Raw genomic sequence first — 18,358 nt, forward strand, 5'->3', positions numbered from 1 at the left:
GGCGTGAGGATCACCCTCACGCCGCCTTTCTTGTGTCTCAAAAAATCTTTCAAGATATATCTTGAAAGATCGTGAGTAAGGCGTATCTTCTCCTCATGACAAGACTCACAGGAGAAAACATGATGAGGCACTTTCATGGACGTCGCGGTGGCGACGGTGAAAGGCATGAACATCGAGGCGAGCGCCATCACCGTGGTGCCCGCATGATGCGTATGATGATGGCCGGCTGCGGCGGCGATGCCGAAGGCCTGCGCGCCCGCTTCGGCGAGCGCTTCGCCAGCCGTTTTGGCGGCTTTGATGGCCCCGATGGCGAAGGCTTCGGGCGCGGCTTTGGCGGCCCGTTCGGTGGCGGTTTCGGCGGCGGCGGCTTTGGTGGTGGCCGTGGCGATGGCTTCGGTCGTGGCCGTCGCGGCAAGATGTTCACCGGCGAGGAACTGCGGCTGATGCTGCTGGCCCTGCTGGTCGAAAAGCCCGAGCATGGCTACCAGCTCAAGCGCCTCTTCGCCGAGCGCAGCAATGACGCCTATACGCCCAGCCCGGGTGTGCTCTACCCGCTGCTCTCGCTGCTCGAAGACGAAGAGATGATCGAGCATGCCGAAGGCGGCACCGGCTCCAAGCGCCAATGGGTGCCCACGGACGCAGGCCGGGCCGAGGTCGAGACCAACAAGGAGGCCATCGAGGCGCTCTTCGCCCGTCTGGCCAAGCTGGGCGAGGCCAACAGCCGCACCGACAATGCTCCGGTGCGCCGCGCGGTCCATAACATGAAGGCTGCTCTGATGGAGCGCCTCAGCCGCGAAGGCGCTGACAGCGAGATCGGCTTCGAAATCGCCAAGATCATCGATGAGGCGACGCAGAAGATCGAAAGGCTCTGAAGAAGGAAAGGGGTGATGCGAGGGTGTTACACCTTCGCGCTCCCCTTCTTGTCTGCGTAGCGCATAGGGTTCGGCCTTAGGGTCACTTCGCCGCGCCGCAGGCTTTGACCGAGAAAAGGCGCCGGGCATTCTGCCTGCGGCGCCTTTTCTGTGTCCATGGAACGGTTGCGCACTGTTCGGATGCCGCTGCCTTTGTGTCGGAAGACGTCCCGGGAGCGCGAGGGGGTAACCCCCTCGCATGACCCTTTCCCTTCAATCCCCCTGGATCCACAAGATAGATGATATACATGCCGCAAGCGAATAGCGGATTGATCCCGGCCACCAGCCTGTGACACTCCCCGCCGCAACGCGGAGACCTTTCCGCATGATTCGGGGAGTTTGCCATGTCGCTGCGTTCGGTTGTTCTGGGTGGTCTGGTGTCTGCTGCCTTGCTGTCTGCCATGCCTGCCCATGCGGCGGGTGATGCTGCGGCGGGGGCGGCTCTGGTCAAGGCGCGGTGCCAGATGTGCCACGTGCTGAACAAGGGCCAGAAGCCCACCGCTCTGGCGCCCAACCTCAATGGCGTGGTGGGTCGCAAGGCGGGGTCGACCAGCGATTTCGCACTCTATTCGCCTGCGCTGAAGGGTTCGAACATCGTCTGGACGCCTGCCAAGCTGGATACTTTCCTTCAGGCGCCGGGCAAGCTGGTGCCGGGCACCAAGATGGTGATCAGCGTAGCCGATGCGAAGGACCGCGCCAACATCGTCGCCTTCCTCGCCAGCAATAAGTAATTAACCAAGCACTCATCCCCCGCATGCTAGAAGCCGGGGGATGAGCGTGAAGGCCGATCCTGCCCCCCATGATCGGAGCCATTGGCATGGAGCCGGTGGCTGGCAGGCGCGTGCGGGCAGTGCGGCGCTGGCCTTTGTGGTGCAGATCTTGGTGCTGGCCGTGCTGCTTCTGGGCCTGAGCCCGGCGGCGCGGCAGGCCGTCAGGCAAAACGCCTTGGCGGCCTTTGTGGTGGACGACACACCGCCACCTCCGCCGCCATCCCCGACAAAGGCGCCGCTTCATGCCGCGCCCCAAGCCGCTGCTTTGAGCGGGGCCGCCGGTGCCCATGCCGTGCCCCGCCCGGTGATCGCGCCGGTTCCCCTTATTCCTTTGGTCCATCCGCCTGCGCCTCAGGTGGCGGCCTCTGGTGCTGCCGATACGTCAGGCATGCGCGATGCCGGGGCGGGCACGGGCGCTGGCGCCACCGGCACGGGCGGCGGCAATGGGGCCAGCGGCGCCGGGCAGGGCGGAGGCGGCGGATCGGCGCTGGTGCAGATATCGGGCAGCATCGATTCGGCGAAGGATTACCCCCGCTCCGGGCGTGACGCACGCATCGGCCATTCCGCGCTGATCGTCTTCACCGTGGGCACCGATGGGCGCGCGCATGATTGCCGCACCCGCGAAAGCTCGGGCGATGCCGAAAGTGATGCGATCACCTGCAAACTGGCGCTGGAGCGCTTCCGTTTTCGCCCCGCAACCGATTTCTCCGGCCGCCCGATCGAGCAATTGCATGGCTGGCGGCAATCATGGTTTTACGGTTCTGCCACTCGACCTTGATCGCACTTGACGGCGGCGCTGCAACCGCGAAGACTGCCTCTGCCGGTTGAGGGACCGTTTCGATCGGTGCGTATAAAAATGGGAGCCTGATCGTGTCCACCACCTACCCCGTGCCCGCCGATTGGGCGGCGCACGCCTTGATTTCGGCGGAAAGCTATGCCGACAAATACCGCCAGTCGATCGAGGAGCCCGAGGCGTTCTGGCGGCAGGAAACCGCCCGGCTGGACTGGATCAAGCCCTGGACGCAGCTCAACACCTCCAGCTTTGACGAGGCCGATTTCGGCATCGGCTGGTTCACAGATGGCACGCTGAACGTCTCGGCCAATTGCCTCGACCGCCATCTGGTCGAGCGGGGCGAGCATACCGCGATCATCTGGGAAGGCGACGATGCGGCCCAGACCGTCCGCCTGACCTACGCGCAGCTTCATGCCGAGGTCTGCCGCTTTGCCAATGTGCTGAAAAAGCTGGGCGCGAAGCGCGGCGATCGCATCACCATCTATCTGCCGATGATCCCCGAGGCAGCCATTGCCATGCTGGCCTGCACGCGCATCGGCGCCATCCATTCGATCGTCTTTGCGGGCTTCAGCCCCGATGCGCTGGCCGGGCGCATTCTCGATTGCGGTTCGACGCTGGTGATCACCGCCGATGGCGGCAACCGTGGCGGCAGACTGGTGCCGTTGAAGGACAATGTCGACAAGGCGCTGGAGCAGTGCCCGGATGTGTCCGCGGTGCTGGTGGTGGATCACGCGCAGAACCCGGTGCAGATCAAGGAAGGCCGCGATGTCTGGTGGCTGGACGAGCGCGACGACGTGTCCGCTGATTGCCCCCCGGAGGAAATGGGCGCGGAAGACCCGCTGTTTATTCTCTACACCAGCGGCTCGACCGGCAAGCCCAAGGGTGTGATGCACACCACCGGCGGCTATCTGACATGGGCCGCGATGACCCATGAGTATGTCTTCGATACCCGCCCCGACGATATCTACTGGTGCGCCGCCGATGTAGGCTGGGTGACGGGGCATTCCTACCTTGTGTACGGTCCGCTGGCCAATGGCGTCACCACGGTGATGTTCGAGGGCGTGCCCAACTACCCCGATTTCAGCCGCTTCTGGCAGATCGTGGACCGCTATCAGGTCACGACCTTCTACGGCGCCCCAACGGCCCTGCGCGCCCTGATGCGCGAAGGCGACGAATGGGTGAAAAAGACCAACCGTTCCAGCCTGCGCCTGCTGGGCAGCGTGGGCGAGCCGATCAACCCAGAAGCCTGGGAATGGTACTATCATGTGGTGGGTGAGGGCCGCTGCCCCATCGTCGACACCTGGTGGCAGACCGAAACCGGGGGCCAGATGATCACGCCTTTCGCGGGTGCGACGCCGCTCAAACCCGGCAGCGCCAGCTGGCCGATGTTCGGCGTGGTGCCCCAGATCGTCGACGCTGACGGCAAGGTGCTGGAGGGCGCCACCGAGGGCAATCTTGTCCTCGCGCAGAGCTGGCCGGGCCAGATGCGCAGCGTCTGGGGCGATCACGATCGCTTCTTCCAGACCTATTTCACCACCTATCGCGGCAAGTACTTCACCGGCGACGGCTGCCGCCGCGATGAGGACGGCTACTACTGGATCACGGGCCGCGTGGATGATGTGATCAACGTCTCCGGTCACCGCATGGGCACCGCCGAGGTGGAGAGCGCCCTTGTCGCACACACCAAGGTGGCCGAGGCAGCCGTGGTGGGCATGCCACATGAGATCAAGGGGCAGGGCATCTATGCCTATGTCACGCTGAACGCAGGCGTGGAGGGTGACGAAGCCACGCGCAAGGCGCTGATCACATGGGTGCGTCAGGAGATCGGGCCCATCGCGACGCCGGATGTAATCCACTTCGCGCCCGGTCTGCCCAAGACGCGCTCGGGCAAGATCATGCGGCGGATTTTGCGCAAGATCGCCGAGGGGGATACGTCCTCTTTGGGCGATATCTCGACCTTGGCCGATCCGGGCGTGGTGGATCATCTGATCAAGACCAAGGTTTGAAGACAAGGGATAAGTGCGAGGGTGTTACACCCTCGCGCTCCCATTTTTTGTCTGCGTTGCGCTTGGGGTTCGGCGTTGGAGCAACGTCGCTGCGCCGCAGGCCGCAACAAGGTTTTTAGAGCCTGCGGCGCTTCAGGTGGCGCAGGTGGAGAGGTAGGGCGCATCATTTCGGCGCCACTGCCCTATCGTCGGAAGACGTTATGGGAGCGCGAGGGGGTAACCCCCTCGCTTTTCTCCTTTATTCCTTGGAAACCTCATCCCCGCCATACTTGTAATCCAGAAACCGCGTCTGGATGGCGAGATTATCGATCGAGCCCTCGGCCAATTGCCGCGTTACACTGTCGATCTCGGTGCTGATCCGCCCAAGGCTGGCGGCCAACTGCTCGTCCGGCGAGGCATCGCCCTGCTTTTGCGAGCGCAGAGGCTGCGGGATAGCGGTGTAGGCATTCACCAGATCGGGCAGGTTCTGGCCGACCAACGTGCGGACCTGCGCCACGGCCGGCGTGCTTTCATCCAGCTTATCCAACTGAGTGCCCAGCAAATCCAGCTGCCCGCCAATTTGGCCGACAAGGTTCAGCGCAGGTGCGGGCAGGGCGGGGCGCTGCGCTTCCAGCCAAAGCTGCGTGTTGCCAACCAGCGCCTTGGCGGGGGCCTTGCGCAAATCATCCAGCTTGGGGATTTTTACCGCTGTTTGCCGACCGAGCGCCAACACCGCCACGGCGATCAACGCCAGCACGATCACCACCAGCACGGCACTGATGGCATGGAGGATAAACGACCCCATGCCGATCAGCGCCAGACCCGCGATCAGCGTGATCATGATCTTGCGCAACTGGCGCCACTGCGCCTCGCGCCGGATCGCGGCCGAACGCTGACCGATCGCGCCTTGCACGCGGCGGCCACCGGCGCGCTGCTGGTTCAGGCTGGCGCGCGCGGCGGCCAGGATCGCATCGGAATCGCGGGCTGAATCCGCCATGGCTCAGCCTTCCAGCGAGAGCAGGTTGGGCGTGTCATGCGCCACCTGCGCCTGGCTCGTGCCCTGCGCGCGGGCGATATAGGCGCGCGACTTCTCGACCTCGCTCGAGAGCGTGTTGACCGTCTGCTTCATCGAATCGAGCGCCTTCAGCTTGAAGGTGTCGATCGTGTCCATCGTGTCATAGATGTTCTGGAAGGCGCGCTGCAGCGTTTCCACCGGGATCGTGCTGCTGGCGGCCTGCTCGTGGATTTTGCTGGTTTGATCTTTCAGCAGCGCGCTGGTCGAATCGATGATGTTGGCGGTGGTGGTGTTGAGCGCGGTGATCTGCCCCAGCACCAGCCGCTGGTTGGTCATGGCCTGCGCCACGGTGACGGCGGTGCGCAGCGCGCCCACGGTGGTGGTGCTGGCACGCTCAACACCCTTGATCAGCTCGACATTGTTCTTCTTGACTAGATCGAGCGCCAGATAGCCCTGCACCGTCACCGCCATCTGCGTCAGCAGATCCTGCGTGCGCTGGCGGGTGTAGAACAGCGCTGATTCGCGCAGGGCTTTGGCCTTGGCGGGATCGGTGGCGTCGAGGTCATTCGCCTTGTCCTCGATCTTCTCGTCCAGCTTCTTGGAGATATGGATCATCTGTTCGAGGCTGCCCATCGCCTCCCACAGCTTGCCGCGCTCCACATCGATGGCGGCATTGTCCATCAGCAGCTCATCCTTGCCGCTGGCCAGCCTGTCCAGCACGGCCTTGATATGGCCTTGGGCCGAGACATAGCCGTCGAAATATTTCTTCACGCTGTTGCCGAAGGGGATGATCCCCAGCAGCTTGCGCGGCTTGCCCATGATGCCCGACTTGCCGGGATCAAGATCCTCGACCGTCTTGCGCAGGGCCAGCAGATTGGCGCCCACGCCGCTGTCCTTGTCCATGGCGCGCACCGGCCGGTCGAGGAAGCGGTTGGAAAGCCCTGCCGCCGCCGCGATTTCCTTGCGGCCCATGGATGTCAGCTGATCGACACGCTTGCCGAATTCCGGGCTGGCCGAATCCTGCGCCACCAGATCGGCGACAAAGGCATCGACCTTCTGGTCCAGCTTGCTGGTCTGCTCGCTTGACAGCGGCACAAGCCCGGCGGCCTGAGCGGGCGCGACCACCGGTACCGGATCGGGCGGTGTCAGCGTGATGGCGGGGGCATCGAGTTGCGTGGGCGTGGAGGCCATGGGCACCTGCTTTTCGTCAACGACATGAATGGCCTTATGATGTGGGGCATCAGGCCGCTGACTGCAAGCTGTATTGCAAGACTAAGGCACAATGCGTCCTTCTTGAAGGACGCATTGTGCCTGAGCTTTTGGGTGTCGCATCGCTTTCGTGAAAAACCGGTTCTCACTTCTCCGCGCGATGCTTCAGGGCGCTTGACGGGCGGTGGATCGACCTTGCGCAGAGATCAGGCCCGGCCTGTCGAGCGGCTGCGTGACGGTATGATCGCCCAGTGCCAGCAGATTGCTCTGAGCCCGCCGCGCGATGCGCAGCATGGCTTTTTTCCGTGCCTTGCGGTCGAAATTCAGCGCTGCTGTCACGGTTTTGGCGATGACTGAGGCATCGGGCGGGCCGCTGATGCGGACAGATGGAATGCCGAAATCGCGGCACAGCGCGCGCATCTTGTCCGATCCGTCATCCACCACCAGCAAGGCTCCGCCTGACAGCAGGGTGAAGATGCTGGCATGCAGGCGGTTAGTGATGGTCAGCACGGCATGGCGATAGGCTTCGCATAGGGTTGCAAGCTGGCCGTCATCCAGCTTGTGGGCATCGTTAAGGTCGTAATAGGCGATCAGCCAGTCGGCGGCGCCGCCATCGACTTCGGGTCTGGGATCATGGCAGGCCAGCACCAGCGGCGCCTTGGGCATTTCCTGCCGTACGCAGGCAAGTAGGGTGGGGAAGCCTTCGCCATCGATCGAGCGGCCCTCGCTTGCCTCGATGCAGGGGGCGATCAGGATGGTGGTCCGCTCGCTTTCCTGTCCCCCGAAATCCTGCGCCGCGAGATCGCGATGCAGAGTGCCCGGCAGAAAGGCCATATCGGCGCTTTGCACCACCGCGCGCGCGGGAAACAGGCGCCTTGCGTGATCAAGCGAGAGCGCATCGCGCACGGCAATCCGCTCACCGGGGCGAAACACCAGACGCCACAGAAAGCGCGCCAGCCATCCGCGCACCGGCCCCACACCCATGCCCCAACCCGAAACCCTGCCACCGCCCAGGCGCACCAGCGCCAAGGCCCAGATCATGGCGATCAGGCTGGGGAGCGAGACATTGCTGCGCACAATCTGCCCGCCGCCGATCACCGCATCGCAGCGGGAAGCCAGCCTTGGCAAGCCCAGCAGATTGCGGCCCGAGATGATCGAAGCCCCGAGCGCCTCCACCTGCCGGGCAATGACGGGCGGTGGAGGCGCCCATTGGCGGACGTAAACCTGCCGCCCCTGATTGCGCCCTGCCGCCACGCTTTGGGCCAGCAGGGCCAGATCGCCAAGATTGACCAGCGTATCGCACACAATCAGCAGAGGGCGTTTGCTCAAGGCCGCTTCCTTCATGGCAGGAACCATCGGAGCGAACCATGCGCAGGCTCGCCTTGGTGGCCAAGGCGATGAAACAACCGTTACGAAGGTAAATCAGATGCTTCGCCGCACGATGCCTGCAATCCGGGCATCAACCCCTCCATTCCGGATGCGGATGCGAAGTGCCCAAACAGCAAAACGGCCCGGTGCGTCTGTCGCACCGGGCCGTTCCACGAGCCAGTTTTCAGCGGGGCGCGATCATGCCGCCAGCTGCAACGGCTCGATCTCGCCGGAAAGGTAGAGCTTCTTGGCCTTGGCGCGGCTCAGCTTGCCCGAAGAGGTGCGCGGCAGGGTGCGCGGCGGCACCAGCTCGACCACGGCCGGGTGGCCCAGAATGGCGCGGACCTTCTCGGCCACGGCATTCTTCAGCTTCAGGCGCTCGTCAGGATCGGAAACGCGGCAATGGACCAGCACGGCGGCGGTTTCCTCACCGGTTTCGGTCTCAAGCGAGAAGGCGGCGATGTCGCCCTGATGGAAGCCGGGCAGCTGTTCCACGGCCCATTCGATGTCCTGCGGCCAGTGGTTCTTGCCGTTGATGATGATCATGTCCTTGGCGCGGCCCACGATGAACAGATAGCCGTCCACGCTGTAGCCCATGTCGCCGGTGTCCAGCCAGCCATCGACCATGCAGGCCGCCGTGGCTTCGGGATCGCGGAAGTAGGAGTGCATGACGCTGGGGCCCTTGCACCACACCTTGCCGATGTGATGGTCGGCCTGGATGCGGCCGGCGCCGTCGCGGATCTCCACGACCATATCCTTCACCGGCTTGCCGCAATTGACGATGGCGCGGTAGCGGGCCGGACGCGAGAGATCGCGCGGCGTGCCCGACAGGCGCTCTTCCTCAACCAGCTCGACGCGGATGCCTTCGCCCGGCGGCATGATGGTGACCGACAGCGTCGCCTCGGCCAGACCGTAGCTGGGCAGGAAGGCGCTGGCGTGGAAACCGGCAGGGGCAAAGGCGTTGACGAAGCCCTGCATCACGTCCGGGCGGATCATGTCGGCGCCATTGCCGGCCAGACGCCAGCGGTGCAGATCGAAACGCTCATCCACATGGCTCTGGCTGGAGATGCGGCGGGCGCAAACGTCATAGCCGAAGGTGGGCGAATAGCTGATCGAGGTGCCCTTGTTGCGGCTGATCATGTCCAGCCAGGCGAGGGGACGGCGAGCGAAATCCTCGGTGCGCAGATAATCGGTCGAGACCTGATTGGCGATCACCGAGAGGAAGCAACCGACCAGACCCATATCGTGATACCAGGGCAGCCAGCTGATGCAGCGGTCGCTCTCGATCAGGCCCATCGCCTCGCCATGGCCCGCCAGATTGTTGAGCAGCGAGGCATGGGTGACGGCCACGCCATGGGGAAAGCGCGTCGAGCCGCTGGAATATTGCAGATAGCAGATGTCCTCGCCCGTAACCTCGGGCAGGGCGGTCTTTGCGGGCGTTTCGGCGTAAAGCACGTCCCAGCCTTCGCCCTTGCAGGCGGCGCCATTGGCTTCATTGTGAGCAGCCGTGGCGGCATCGCCCATCGCCGCGATCTCGGGCGGATAGAAGAACAGCGACGGGTCCGAGCTGCGCAGCTGCACCGCCAGCTGGTCGATATAATTGTCCTTGCCGCCAAAGCTGGTGGGCAGGGGCAGCGGCACCGGCCAGGCACCGGCATAGACCGTGCCGCAGAACAGCGCCGCGAACTGGGCGCCCGTCTCGGCGACCAGAGCGATACGGTCGCCCTTCTTCACGCCGCGCGCGATCAGGCGATAGGCGACATCCAGCGCGTCCTGACGCAGCTCGCTGAAGGGATAGGGGCGCGTGAGATTGCCGCGCGGATCGTGGAAGTTCAGCCCGCGCGTGCCCTTGGCGGCGTAATCCAGCGCCTCGCCAAACGTGCCGAAATCGGAGAGGCGGCGCGGCAGGGCGCAGCCATTGGGGGTGGCCTGAAGGGTTTCACTACGATCAAGCACGTCTTGCGTCATGGGTCTCGGGTCCATCGGTCTCGGCCCTCCTCTCGCATCCTCCGGCGGGGCGCATTGGACTGCACCCCTTAGAATTAACCGGCTGATTCGGCCGCGAGAGTCGAAAGGCCGGGGTCAAAAACTGTGTGTTGCCGTCTGGTAAAGGACAGCTTCATCCTCCCCCTTGAGGGGCGACTGTGGCACGATTATGGCCGCGCGCAGGTGAATGAGGCAGATATGGACAGCGGTGAGGATTTACCATCACGCCCCCAATATGGGCGAGAACGCAAGGCGCCGCGCCCTCTGACGGCCATAAAGCTGGAGGAGATGGCGCTGGCCTATGTGGCGCGTTTCGCCACCAGCGTGGGCAAATTGGAGGCCTATCTGGCCCGCAAGCTGCAGGAACGCGGCTGGGATGGGGAGGGCGACGGGCGCACGGCCATCGCTGCTGTCATCGCGCGTTTTGCCGATCTTGGTTACGTCGATGATGCGGGTTTTGCCCGAATGCGCTCCACCAGCCTGTTGCGCCGGGGCTATGGCGCAAGGCGCATCGCTCAGGATCTGAATGCGGCGGGTATCGGCGAGGCGATCCGCTCCGATTGCACCCCCGACGAAGGTGCGGCCCGGCGCGCGGTGCTGGCTCTGGCGCGGCGCAAGGGGCTGGGGCCTTTCACGCGCGGGCTGGGCGAAGGTGAAAGGCTCGATCCGGCGCTGCGTGAAAAGCAGATGGCCAGCCTGCTAAGGGCCGGGCACGCCATGGGTGTGGCGCGGGCTCTGCTGGCTTTGGCTACGCGTGAGGACGCCGAAGAATGGGCGGCGGAAGCCGGGGAAGCGCCGTCACAGGGCTTTTGGGATTGATCCTGCTCTTTTTGACGGCGCTTTCGCCTTATCGCCTATTGCCCTTGCCCCCTTTCCTCCGCTAGGCGGCAGGCGTAATGCTTGGTTTCAAGCCCAAGCCCCATAGTTCGTTACCCTGTCTTCGTTTTTGAAGGATGTGTCCGATGCTCTTCACCTGGTGGAACGGTTCGACGTTCGGAACCTGGCTCAACAACAAGCGGCACGGTGAGCATGTCGGCACCGACTTTCAGGGCAACAAGTATTACCGCAGCACGAAGAAGATCCCCGCTGGCGCCAACAGCCCCTTCGCCGGGCGTGAGCGCCGCTGGGTGATCTACAACGGCAGCAATGATTCCAGCCGCGTGCCCGCCGAATGGCATGGCTGGCTGCACAATTCCTATGATGGCGTGCCAGAGAGCCATCTGCCCCCGCCGCGCATCTGGGAGGTGGAATACACCCCCAACGCCACCGGCACGGCCAAGGCGCATCACCCCGCCGGTTCGCTGGCCGCGGGCGGTCACCGTCCTGCCGCGACGGGCGATTACGAAGCCTGGTCGCCCGACGCCTGAGCCCAAGCTGAGCCCGGCGCCCTCACGCATGTCACGTTCCGTCCTGCGAGTCGCGGCGCCGCTGGCCTTTGGCTGTGCCGCTCTGGCGCTGACCGGCTGCCAGAAGATCGGCATGGGCGGCGACAGTTCGGACAAGGATGCGCCCAAGCCCACCGCTCGCCCCGCAGGCGGGACGGTGGAGACGCAATATGGCACGCCGGTGAAAGACCGCGTTGCCACGCTGGGGATCATCAACAAGCGCAACAATCTCACCGAGGAGTTCAAGCTCAAATCGGGTGAGCAGCGCACCATTGGCAATGTCGTGGTGCGTCTGGCCACTTGCGAGAAGACCGCGCCCTGGGAAAGCCCTCAGGAAACCGGGGCTTTCGTGCAGGTGCTGGTGCATGAGCGGACCAGCGTCTCGCAGCCGCTGGTGTGGCGCAAGGTCTTCTCGGGCTGGCTGTTCAAGAACAGCCCCTCGCTCAATGTGGTGGAACACCCGGTCTATGACGTCTGGGTCAAGGATTGCGCGATGAAGTTCCCCGGCGAGGAAGAGGCGCCCGAGGATTTCAAGGCTGCTGCCAAGGCGCCGAAGGCTTCGGGCAGCGCCAGCGCGCCGGTCGTCACGCCGCCGCCGGTGTTGCCGGGCGGCAATGAGGCCGATGGCGGCGACGCTCCGCCCACCAACTGAAGCTCCGGATGGGGTTCTGTGCCGCGCTGGGCGTGGCGCAGCAGGGTGAGATAGCGCTTCTGGCTGATCTCGATCGCGCCCAGAGATGCCAGATGCGGCGTGATGAACTGGCAGTCGAGCAGTTCGACGCCGCCCATGCGCAGCGCCACCACCAGCCACGCCAGCGCTACCTTCGACGCCTCGCTGACGCGCGAGAACATGCTTTCCCCGCAGAACACCCGGTCGAAACCGACGCCGTAAAGGCCGCCGACCAGCTGGCGTTCGCCTTCGTTATCCAGCTGCCAGCACTCGACGGAATGGGCAAAGCCTAGCGCATGCAGCCTTTCATAGGTGCCTGCGATGCGGTGGCTGATCCATGTCTCGCCCCCCGATTCGTCCGAATCGCTCGCGGAGGCCATGCGCGGCGCGGCGCAGGCGGCCAGCACCTGCGTGAAGGCCGCGTTGCAGGTGACCTGTAGTTTTCCGCGTCGCAAGGTGCGCGCCAGTGAATGCGAACAGCGAAACCCGTCGAGCGGCAGGATGCCGCGCCGCTTGGGCTCCACCCAGAAAATATCGGGATCGTCACGCCGGTCGGCCATGGGGAAGATGCCGCTGCGATAGGCTAGCATCACCAGAGATGGGTCGATAAGAGGGCTTTGGCGATCGTCCATGCTGCGCATCATAGCAGTTTGCTGCGCCTGACCCAGCCATGAAGCATGCCGAAATGGAGCCAGCCTGTGGGTAAGACAGGAAATTTATGCAGATACCCTGTCTTTGCCCTTGCCATCCCCGCCGGGCCGATCTAGAGGCCGCCCACCCCACAGGAGCGTAGCTCAGTTGGTAGAGCATCGGTCTCCAAAACCGAGGGCCGTGGGTTCGAGTCCCTCCGCTCCTGCCATGTTTCATGGCGATGTGGGTTTTATGAGGCGGTTTGCATTTCATGCAAGCCGCCTCATCCATTTTAGCCTTGTCCAATCAGATGAAAGATGGCCGCCCCTCGGGTGTTGGGACTTTGTTTGCCTTGCGTCGGCGAGATGTCATCCGTGAGATGGTGAAATATTTGCAGGCCATGATGGCCAAAACCGCGACGATGATCCCGATCGCTATATCGCTGAAATAATGTCCGCCATGGATCGGCGTGGAGAGAAGCATCGCTCCATTCGTAGCCAGAAAAACATGGCGGAGCTTGCCCAGATTCCATGTCGCCCAGACATACAGAATGCAGCATATGGCATGAAAGCTGGGCACGGTGATGAGTCCGATCATGTCGGCAACTTGAACAGTCTTCAGTGTCCCGATTCGCAGACCTTCGATCACGGCGATATGGCTGCTGCCAGCCAGCGGCATGTTTGGCGCATTATGAGGCAGATAATGCGCCGCAGCCGAAGTGGCTGGAAAATACACCAGCGATATGTCTGCAAGAAACAGGCAGATCAGGTAAGCGGCGAGGAAGCGGTAAAGTCGGTCGAAATGCCCGGCCGCTGCAAGGGCGGCAATGATCAGGCTGGGGCTGGCGCTGATTGATTTATAAGCGGTGGAAAGAATATCGTTTAACAGCGGATGGCTCTGGACAAGGTTCCAGTAGCCTAGCCAGTCTAAACCGATGAGCTGATCTCCATAGATCAGGCTGTCATCGATCCAGCCTGAACTCAGCGCTGCCATGGCATAGGAGGCGGTGGCACCGATGAGAACGATGGTTACGAACAATCCCAGGCATTCAAAGCCGCAGACAATGCGATCCAGCCAGGCAATGCCTTCTGAGCGATAAACCGCCACCGGAAGAAAAGATGCTGCCACCAGCAATGGCAGGTTGACCGGAAGATGGTTGAAGCCAAGCGAAAGATGGGCTTCTTTTAACAAGATGGCGGTGCCCAGAAAGCAGAGCGTGGTGCTGATGTAGACAAAGCGCCTGGCATCGATCATAGGGTACTCCATAGCGGTGGTCGCTGACTAACTGTTGCTGGTTAAGGAGCTGTTGACCGCAATGTGATGATGCAATCAGAAATGCGTTTTATTTTTCGTTTCCAGCTTTACTTTCTGCGTGAACGCCGTGTGGCATACGGGGCGATGTGAAACACAAGAGTGCGATGCTCGCCGTTGCCGTCCTGGGTTTCGCGGCGACCGGCGGTGGACAACGCGCAACTTTGGCACTTTCATCGTCTTGTTGTGGCAGCAGGTGACTTGATTTCATCCGTCCGAGGGCTAACAGGCGTGGTTTGCGGACCGCCCTTGTGGCGGGCGTTTGTACCGGATGGAAACGGCGCAGGCCTTGTGGCAGTGCCGGAGGGATGGGGTTCCATGTTGCTTCGCATGGCCGATGAGGCATTGATCCGGTCGCGGTCCTGGTATCGCTCGGCATCGGTGTGGGCGGCGTTGATTCTTGCCTTGGCTTCGGCGCTGCCGGTGCTGATGGCACCGCATACCGAGATGATCGACTTTCCCGCGCATATGGCGCGCTATGCGGTCATGCTCGATCATGGCGCCAATCCGTGGTTCGCGCGCTATTACAGCTTCGACTGGAAATGGACCGGCAATCTGGGCGTGGATCTGCTGATCTTCCCCTTTGCCAAAATCTTCGGGCTGGAGGCAGGCGCGAAGCTCATCGTTGCGCTTGTGCCGCCGCTCACTGGCATCGGCATCGTGTGGAGCGAATGGGCGCTGCGCCGCAGGATCGGCGTGGGCACCTTGCTGGGCCTGTCCTTCATCTGGTCGCCGATGCTCAATCTGGGGCTGGTCAATTACGCGCTGGGTCAGGCGCTGGCGCTGCTCTTCTTCGCCGCCTGGGTGGAGATGGGCCCGCGCGGCGCCTGGCAGCGCGCCATGGACTGGCGCTGGGTTCTACTGCTGGTGGCGGGCTTTGCGGTGTGGGTCAGCCATATCTCGGCCTGGGCCGTGCTGATCGTGATGGTGGCGGGCGCCGATTTCAGCCAGCGGCTGGATGAGGGCTGGCGCCGCTGGTGGCGCCCGGCGCTCACCAGCCTGCCGATGTTCGCGCCGATCATCGTGATGGTGCTGATCCCGGGCACCTCCAGCGACAACAGCTATGGCCGCTTCTGGTGGCTCTACAAGCAATCCACCTGGGACCGCGCGATGCGCGACAGCAACTGGTGGCTCGACCATATCTCGCTCTGGGCGATGGGCAGTGTGATTGCGCTGGCCCTGGTGTTTTCGGCCCTGTCATGGGGCATGAAGCGCTGGCGCGGGGGCTGGTGGTTCCTCGATGGCCGCTTCTGGATCGATGGGCGTCTGGGCTGGGCCGGGCTTGGCCTGATCATCCTGAGCTGGGTGGTGCCGCGCCATATTTCGGGCGGCGATCTGGCCGATTATCGCCTGATTACCACGGGCCTGATGGTCTGTGTGATGGCGATCGACTGGTGCGCCCCATGGTGGGTGCTGAGCGCGCCTGCGGGCCTTTATGCCGTGCGTCTGGCCACCACCACGCTGAGCTGGCAGCAGGATTCGGCCGAGACCGACGAAATCCTCAAGGCACTGAACTTCATCCCCGATGGCGCGAAAGTGGCCAGCGTGGTGCTGACCCCGCGCGAATTCTGGTGGTTCAACAAGCAGGAGCATGTCGGCGGCTATGTGGTGATCCGCCGCCACGCGCTGGTGAACATGAATTTCGCCCTGCCGCATATCCATATGCTGCATGTGAAGGAGGGCGGCCCCGGTTTCGCTGATCCTTCGCATCGCCTGCTGCAGTCGATTCATCAGCCGGTGCGGCTCGACTGTATTCGCCCGGCCTATCATGCCGACTGGCTGCTCTATGTCGGCGCCAAGGCGCCCGAAACGCTGCCCGACAAGGCGAAGCTGGTGTGGCAGGGCAAGGGCGTCTGGCTGGCCAGCCTGCCCAACACCGGCGTGGTGCCGGACCGTTGCAGCAAGCCGCGTCTGCCCGATTCGCCCGAGCAGCGCGCCATCGATCGCAAGCTCTCGCATATGCCCGACCTCAAGCTTGAGGGCAGCGCCTATCAGCGCGGGATGCATGACAGCAATTGAGGCGCAAAGCCTTGGCTTGCGTCATGCGCTTGCAAAATCGGCGCGCGCGCATTAAGTCCGGTGGAACTTCCCGACATGGATGTTCTCACTGCCCCTCCCGGACCTGATCCGGGGCGGCGCGGAGGCCATGGCGGAAGACAGGATTAATCGCCTAAGGAAATGACAGGCATGAACGACCGCGCCGCCAATGACGGAGCCAAGACGAGCCCCGGCGAATTCATCAACCAGGTGAAGGTCGAGGCCCGTAAGGTGGTGTGGCCCACCCGTCAGGAAACGCTGACCACGGGTATCTTCGTGGGCATTCTGATGCTGATCCTGGCCGTGTTCTTCCTGGGCATCGATACGGTGTTCGGCAAGCTGGTGCAGTTTTTGCTGTCGCTGGCGTAAGCTTCGCGCCCGCTTTCACCCGATTTACGCGCTTTGCGGCGCAAACCATTGACGACAAGAGGCAAACATGGCCCGCTGGTATATCATTCACGCCTATTCCGGCTTTGAGAGCAAGGTCAAGGAAGCCATCATCACCGAGGCCGAGCGCCTGGGTCTGGAGCAGTTGGTCGAGCAGATCGAAGTGCCCTCCGAGCAGGTGACCGAGGTCAAGCGCGGCAAGAAGGTTCAGGTCGAGCGCAAGACCATGCCCGGCTATGTGCTGGCCAAGCTGACGATGAACGACGACATCTACCACCTGGTGAAGAACACCGCCAAGGTGACCGGCTTCCTGGGCCTGAACGGCAAGCCGCAGGCCATCAGTGAGCGCGATGCGGAGCGTTACTTCGGCAACCGCGAGCAGGTCGCCACGCAGGTCAAGAAGCATGTCGCGGTCGATTACGAGATCGGCGATTCGGTCAAGGTGCTGGACGGTCCGTTCAGCAGCTTCACCGGCATCGTGGAGGAGCTGGATTTCGACAAGAACCGCGTCAAGGTTTCGGTGTCGATCTTCGGTCGCGCCACCCCGGTCGAGCTGGACTTCGAGCACGTCGAACTTTCGAAGTAAGATTTTCGCGAGAAGCGCAAAAAAGGGGCGGGCTGCTTTGGGTGGCTCGCCCCTTTTTTGTGTCCGGGAAGAAAGGATCGTGCAGGGGCGTTACCCAGGCACGCCTGTGTGGTGAGGTAGCGGCGGGCCATGCCGCCATGTCTTGTCGATGGGCGGGTTCATTAACCCCGATCCTTTAGATCGGGTTCATGAGCCTGGACTGTCGATCTCCCCTATCTGTTGCCATAATGCGCCTGACCCGGCTGGACGGTTTGCGCGGTCTGGCGGCGCTTGGCGTTTTTCTTCACCATATGGCATTCTTCTGCGGGGATCGTGCAGCTGATCTGCCGATGGGGCTTGGCTGGTCGCTGGGCTGGATCATCGAGCGAGGCTGGGCCCTGGTCGATCTGTTCTTCCTGCTCTCCGGCTATGTCTTTGCCCATGTCTATGGCGCGCCCGGACAGTTGCGAAGGGCTGGCGCCATGGGAGATTTCTGGATCGCCCGTATCGCGCGGCTCTGGCCGCTGCATCTGGTCGCGCTGCTTCTCTTCGCGCTGATTGGCTGGGGTGGGGCCAAGAATGACGCGCCGCATTTCATCCTCAACCTGCTGATGCTTCAGGGTTTTGACCTCGATACGCGCTTCAGCTTCAACATTTCCAGCTGGTCGCTCAGTGTCGAAATGCTGGCCTATGCGATCTTTGCCTTCGGGGCACGGCTGGGGGATCGGGCGCTGTGGAGGATCACCCTGCTGACGGTGGCGGGCGGTCTGGCATGGCTTGTCTTGCTTGGTTATCCGCGCGGTGTCTGGCCGGGCGAGATGATTCTGCGTGGCCCTCTGGGCTTCTTCATCGGCCAGTTGCTGTGGCGCGGGCGGGCTGTTGCCGGTCGCATTCCGGCATCGCTGCTGCTGGCCATGCTCGCGGGCGGCCTGTGGCTCGAGCAGGGGGCTTACAGCCCCATCCTGCCGCTCGATCTGCTGTGCTGGCCTGCCGCCGTCCTGCTGGCTCTGCGTATGCCCTGGCTGGAGCGTGGCCCCTTTATCTGGCTGGGCGAGCGTTCCTTTGGCATCTATATGCTTCATCTGCTGGTGATCCGCAGCGTGAATGCTCTCTGGTCGCCGCACTGGTTGGGTGGCGGGGGCACCATGCTCAGCCATGCCACGATCATCCTGCTCACATTGTCCTGCGCTGAATATGCCCATCGCCGCATCGAAATTCCCGGGCGTGCCGCGACCCGCGCGCTCTGGGCGGCACGACAGGCTGAGAATGCGGACGTCAGCGCGCAACCGGCCTGATTTCCGCTTGCTTTTCCCCGCGATCCGTCTAAGGGCACCGC

General features: G+C 63.1%; 16 protein-coding genes, 1 tRNA gene and 1 pseudogene. 12 read left to right on the plus strand and 6 right to left on the minus strand.

Annotation, left to right across the window (positions count from 1 at the left end; translation table 11 throughout):
• Positions 1–203: 203 nt before the first annotated feature.
• The 4 genes from HGK27_RS06620 (at position 204) to acs (ending at position 4,480) form a co-directional block, all read left to right on the plus strand.
• Positions 204–872 carry a PadR family transcriptional regulator gene (locus HGK27_RS06620; RefSeq protein WP_241126891.1) on the plus strand — a complete coding sequence of 223 codons (669 nt, stop codon included), beginning with the start codon at positions 204–206 and terminating at the stop codon, positions 870–872.
• A gap of 383 nt (positions 873–1,255) precedes the next feature.
• Complete coding sequence (locus HGK27_RS06625; protein ID WP_206239760.1) at positions 1,256–1,642, plus strand: c-type cytochrome; 387 nt, start codon at positions 1,256–1,258, stop codon at positions 1,640–1,642.
• A 40-nt stretch (positions 1,643–1,682) separates the two neighbouring features.
• Positions 1,683–2,459 carry an energy transducer TonB gene (locus HGK27_RS06630; protein ID WP_206239762.1) on the plus strand — a complete coding sequence of 259 codons (777 nt, stop codon included), beginning with the start codon at positions 1,683–1,685 and terminating at the stop codon, positions 2,457–2,459.
• 89 nt (positions 2,460–2,548) lie between these two features.
• Complete coding sequence (gene acs, locus HGK27_RS06635; protein WP_206242892.1) at positions 2,549–4,480, plus strand: acetate--CoA ligase; 1,932 nt, start codon at positions 2,549–2,551, stop codon at positions 4,478–4,480.
• Positions 4,481–4,718: 238 nt separating this feature from the next.
• On the opposite strand, the gene HGK27_RS06640 is transcribed toward acs, so the two are convergent.
• The 4 genes from HGK27_RS06640 to HGK27_RS06655 all read right to left on the minus strand — a co-directional run bounded on the left by HGK27_RS06640 (position 4,719) and on the right by HGK27_RS06655 (position 10,019).
• Positions 4,719–5,456: a hypothetical protein gene (locus HGK27_RS06640; protein ID WP_206239765.1), complete on the minus strand. Its 738-nt coding sequence runs from the start codon at positions 5,454–5,456 to the stop codon at positions 4,719–4,721.
• A gap of 3 nt (positions 5,457–5,459) precedes the next feature.
• Positions 5,460–6,665 (minus strand): toxic anion resistance protein, encoded by a 1,206-nt coding sequence (locus HGK27_RS06645; RefSeq protein ID WP_206239766.1) that lies wholly within the window; start codon positions 6,663–6,665, stop codon positions 5,460–5,462.
• Positions 6,666–6,848: 183 nt separating this feature from the next.
• On the minus strand, positions 6,849–8,012 hold the full coding sequence (locus HGK27_RS06650) for a polysaccharide pyruvyl transferase family protein (protein WP_206239767.1): 1,164 nt from the start codon (positions 8,010–8,012) through the stop codon (positions 6,849–6,851).
• 237 nt (positions 8,013–8,249) lie between these two features.
• Entirely contained in the window at positions 8,250–10,019 is a 1,770-nt protein-coding gene (locus tag HGK27_RS06655; protein WP_206239768.1) for a fatty acyl-AMP ligase, read from the minus strand.
• Positions 10,020–10,235: 216 nt separating this feature from the next.
• Here HGK27_RS06655 and HGK27_RS06660 point away from each other — a divergent pair, with 216 nt between their 5' ends.
• The 3 genes and pseudogenes from HGK27_RS06660 to HGK27_RS06670 all read left to right on the plus strand — a co-directional run.
• Positions 10,236–10,856 carry a regulatory protein RecX gene (locus tag HGK27_RS06660; RefSeq protein WP_206239769.1) on the plus strand — a complete coding sequence of 207 codons (621 nt, stop codon included), beginning with the start codon at positions 10,236–10,238 and terminating at the stop codon, positions 10,854–10,856.
• 143 nt (positions 10,857–10,999) lie between these two features.
• Complete coding sequence (locus tag HGK27_RS06665) at positions 11,000–11,404, plus strand: NADH:ubiquinone oxidoreductase subunit NDUFA12 (protein WP_241126894.1); 405 nt, start codon at positions 11,000–11,002, stop codon at positions 11,402–11,404.
• A gap of 112 nt (positions 11,405–11,516) precedes the next feature.
• Positions 11,517–11,852: pseudogene (locus HGK27_RS06670) on the plus strand (DUF2155 domain-containing protein); the annotation flags it as partial.
• 35 nt (positions 11,853–11,887) lie between these two features.
• Here the strand turns inward: HGK27_RS06670 and aat are convergent.
• Complete coding sequence (aat, locus tag HGK27_RS06675) at positions 11,888–12,724, minus strand: leucyl/phenylalanyl-tRNA--protein transferase (RefSeq protein WP_206239771.1); 837 nt, start codon at positions 12,722–12,724, stop codon at positions 11,888–11,890.
• A 151-nt stretch (positions 12,725–12,875) separates the two neighbouring features.
• Here aat and HGK27_RS06680 point away from each other — a divergent pair.
• A tRNA-Trp gene (locus tag HGK27_RS06680) sits at positions 12,876–12,951 on the plus strand.
• Positions 12,952–13,028: 77 nt separating this feature from the next.
• Here the strand turns inward: HGK27_RS06680 and HGK27_RS06685 are convergent.
• Positions 13,029–13,976, minus strand: coding sequence for a phosphatase PAP2 family protein (locus HGK27_RS06685; RefSeq protein WP_206239772.1), 948 nt, complete (start codon positions 13,974–13,976; stop codon positions 13,029–13,031).
• A gap of 375 nt (positions 13,977–14,351) precedes the next feature.
• Here HGK27_RS06685 and HGK27_RS06690 point away from each other — a divergent pair, with 375 nt between their 5' ends.
• The 4 genes from HGK27_RS06690 to HGK27_RS06705 all read left to right on the plus strand — a co-directional run bounded on the left by HGK27_RS06690 (position 14,352) and on the right by HGK27_RS06705 (position 18,317).
• The gene (locus tag HGK27_RS06690; protein WP_206239774.1) at positions 14,352–16,052 is read left to right on the plus strand and encodes a hypothetical protein; all 1,701 of its coding nucleotides are present in this window, start codon (positions 14,352–14,354) and stop codon (positions 16,050–16,052) included.
• A gap of 168 nt (positions 16,053–16,220) precedes the next feature.
• The gene (secE, locus tag HGK27_RS06695; protein WP_068081008.1) at positions 16,221–16,439 is read left to right on the plus strand and encodes a preprotein translocase subunit SecE; all 219 of its coding nucleotides are present in this window, start codon (positions 16,221–16,223) and stop codon (positions 16,437–16,439) included.
• Between the two features lie 67 nt (positions 16,440–16,506).
• Entirely contained in the window at positions 16,507–17,043 is a 537-nt protein-coding gene (gene nusG / locus HGK27_RS06700; protein WP_068081011.1) for a transcription termination/antitermination protein NusG, read from the plus strand.
• A gap of 227 nt (positions 17,044–17,270) precedes the next feature.
• The gene (locus HGK27_RS06705; RefSeq protein WP_206239775.1) at positions 17,271–18,317 is read left to right on the plus strand and encodes an acyltransferase family protein; all 1,047 of its coding nucleotides are present in this window, start codon (positions 17,271–17,273) and stop codon (positions 18,315–18,317) included.
• Positions 18,318–18,358 lie beyond the last annotated feature (41 nt).

Origin of the sequence: Novosphingobium terrae (assembly GCF_017163935.1) — a bacterium.
GTDB lineage: Bacteria > Pseudomonadota > Alphaproteobacteria > Sphingomonadales > Sphingomonadaceae > Novosphingobium > Novosphingobium terrae.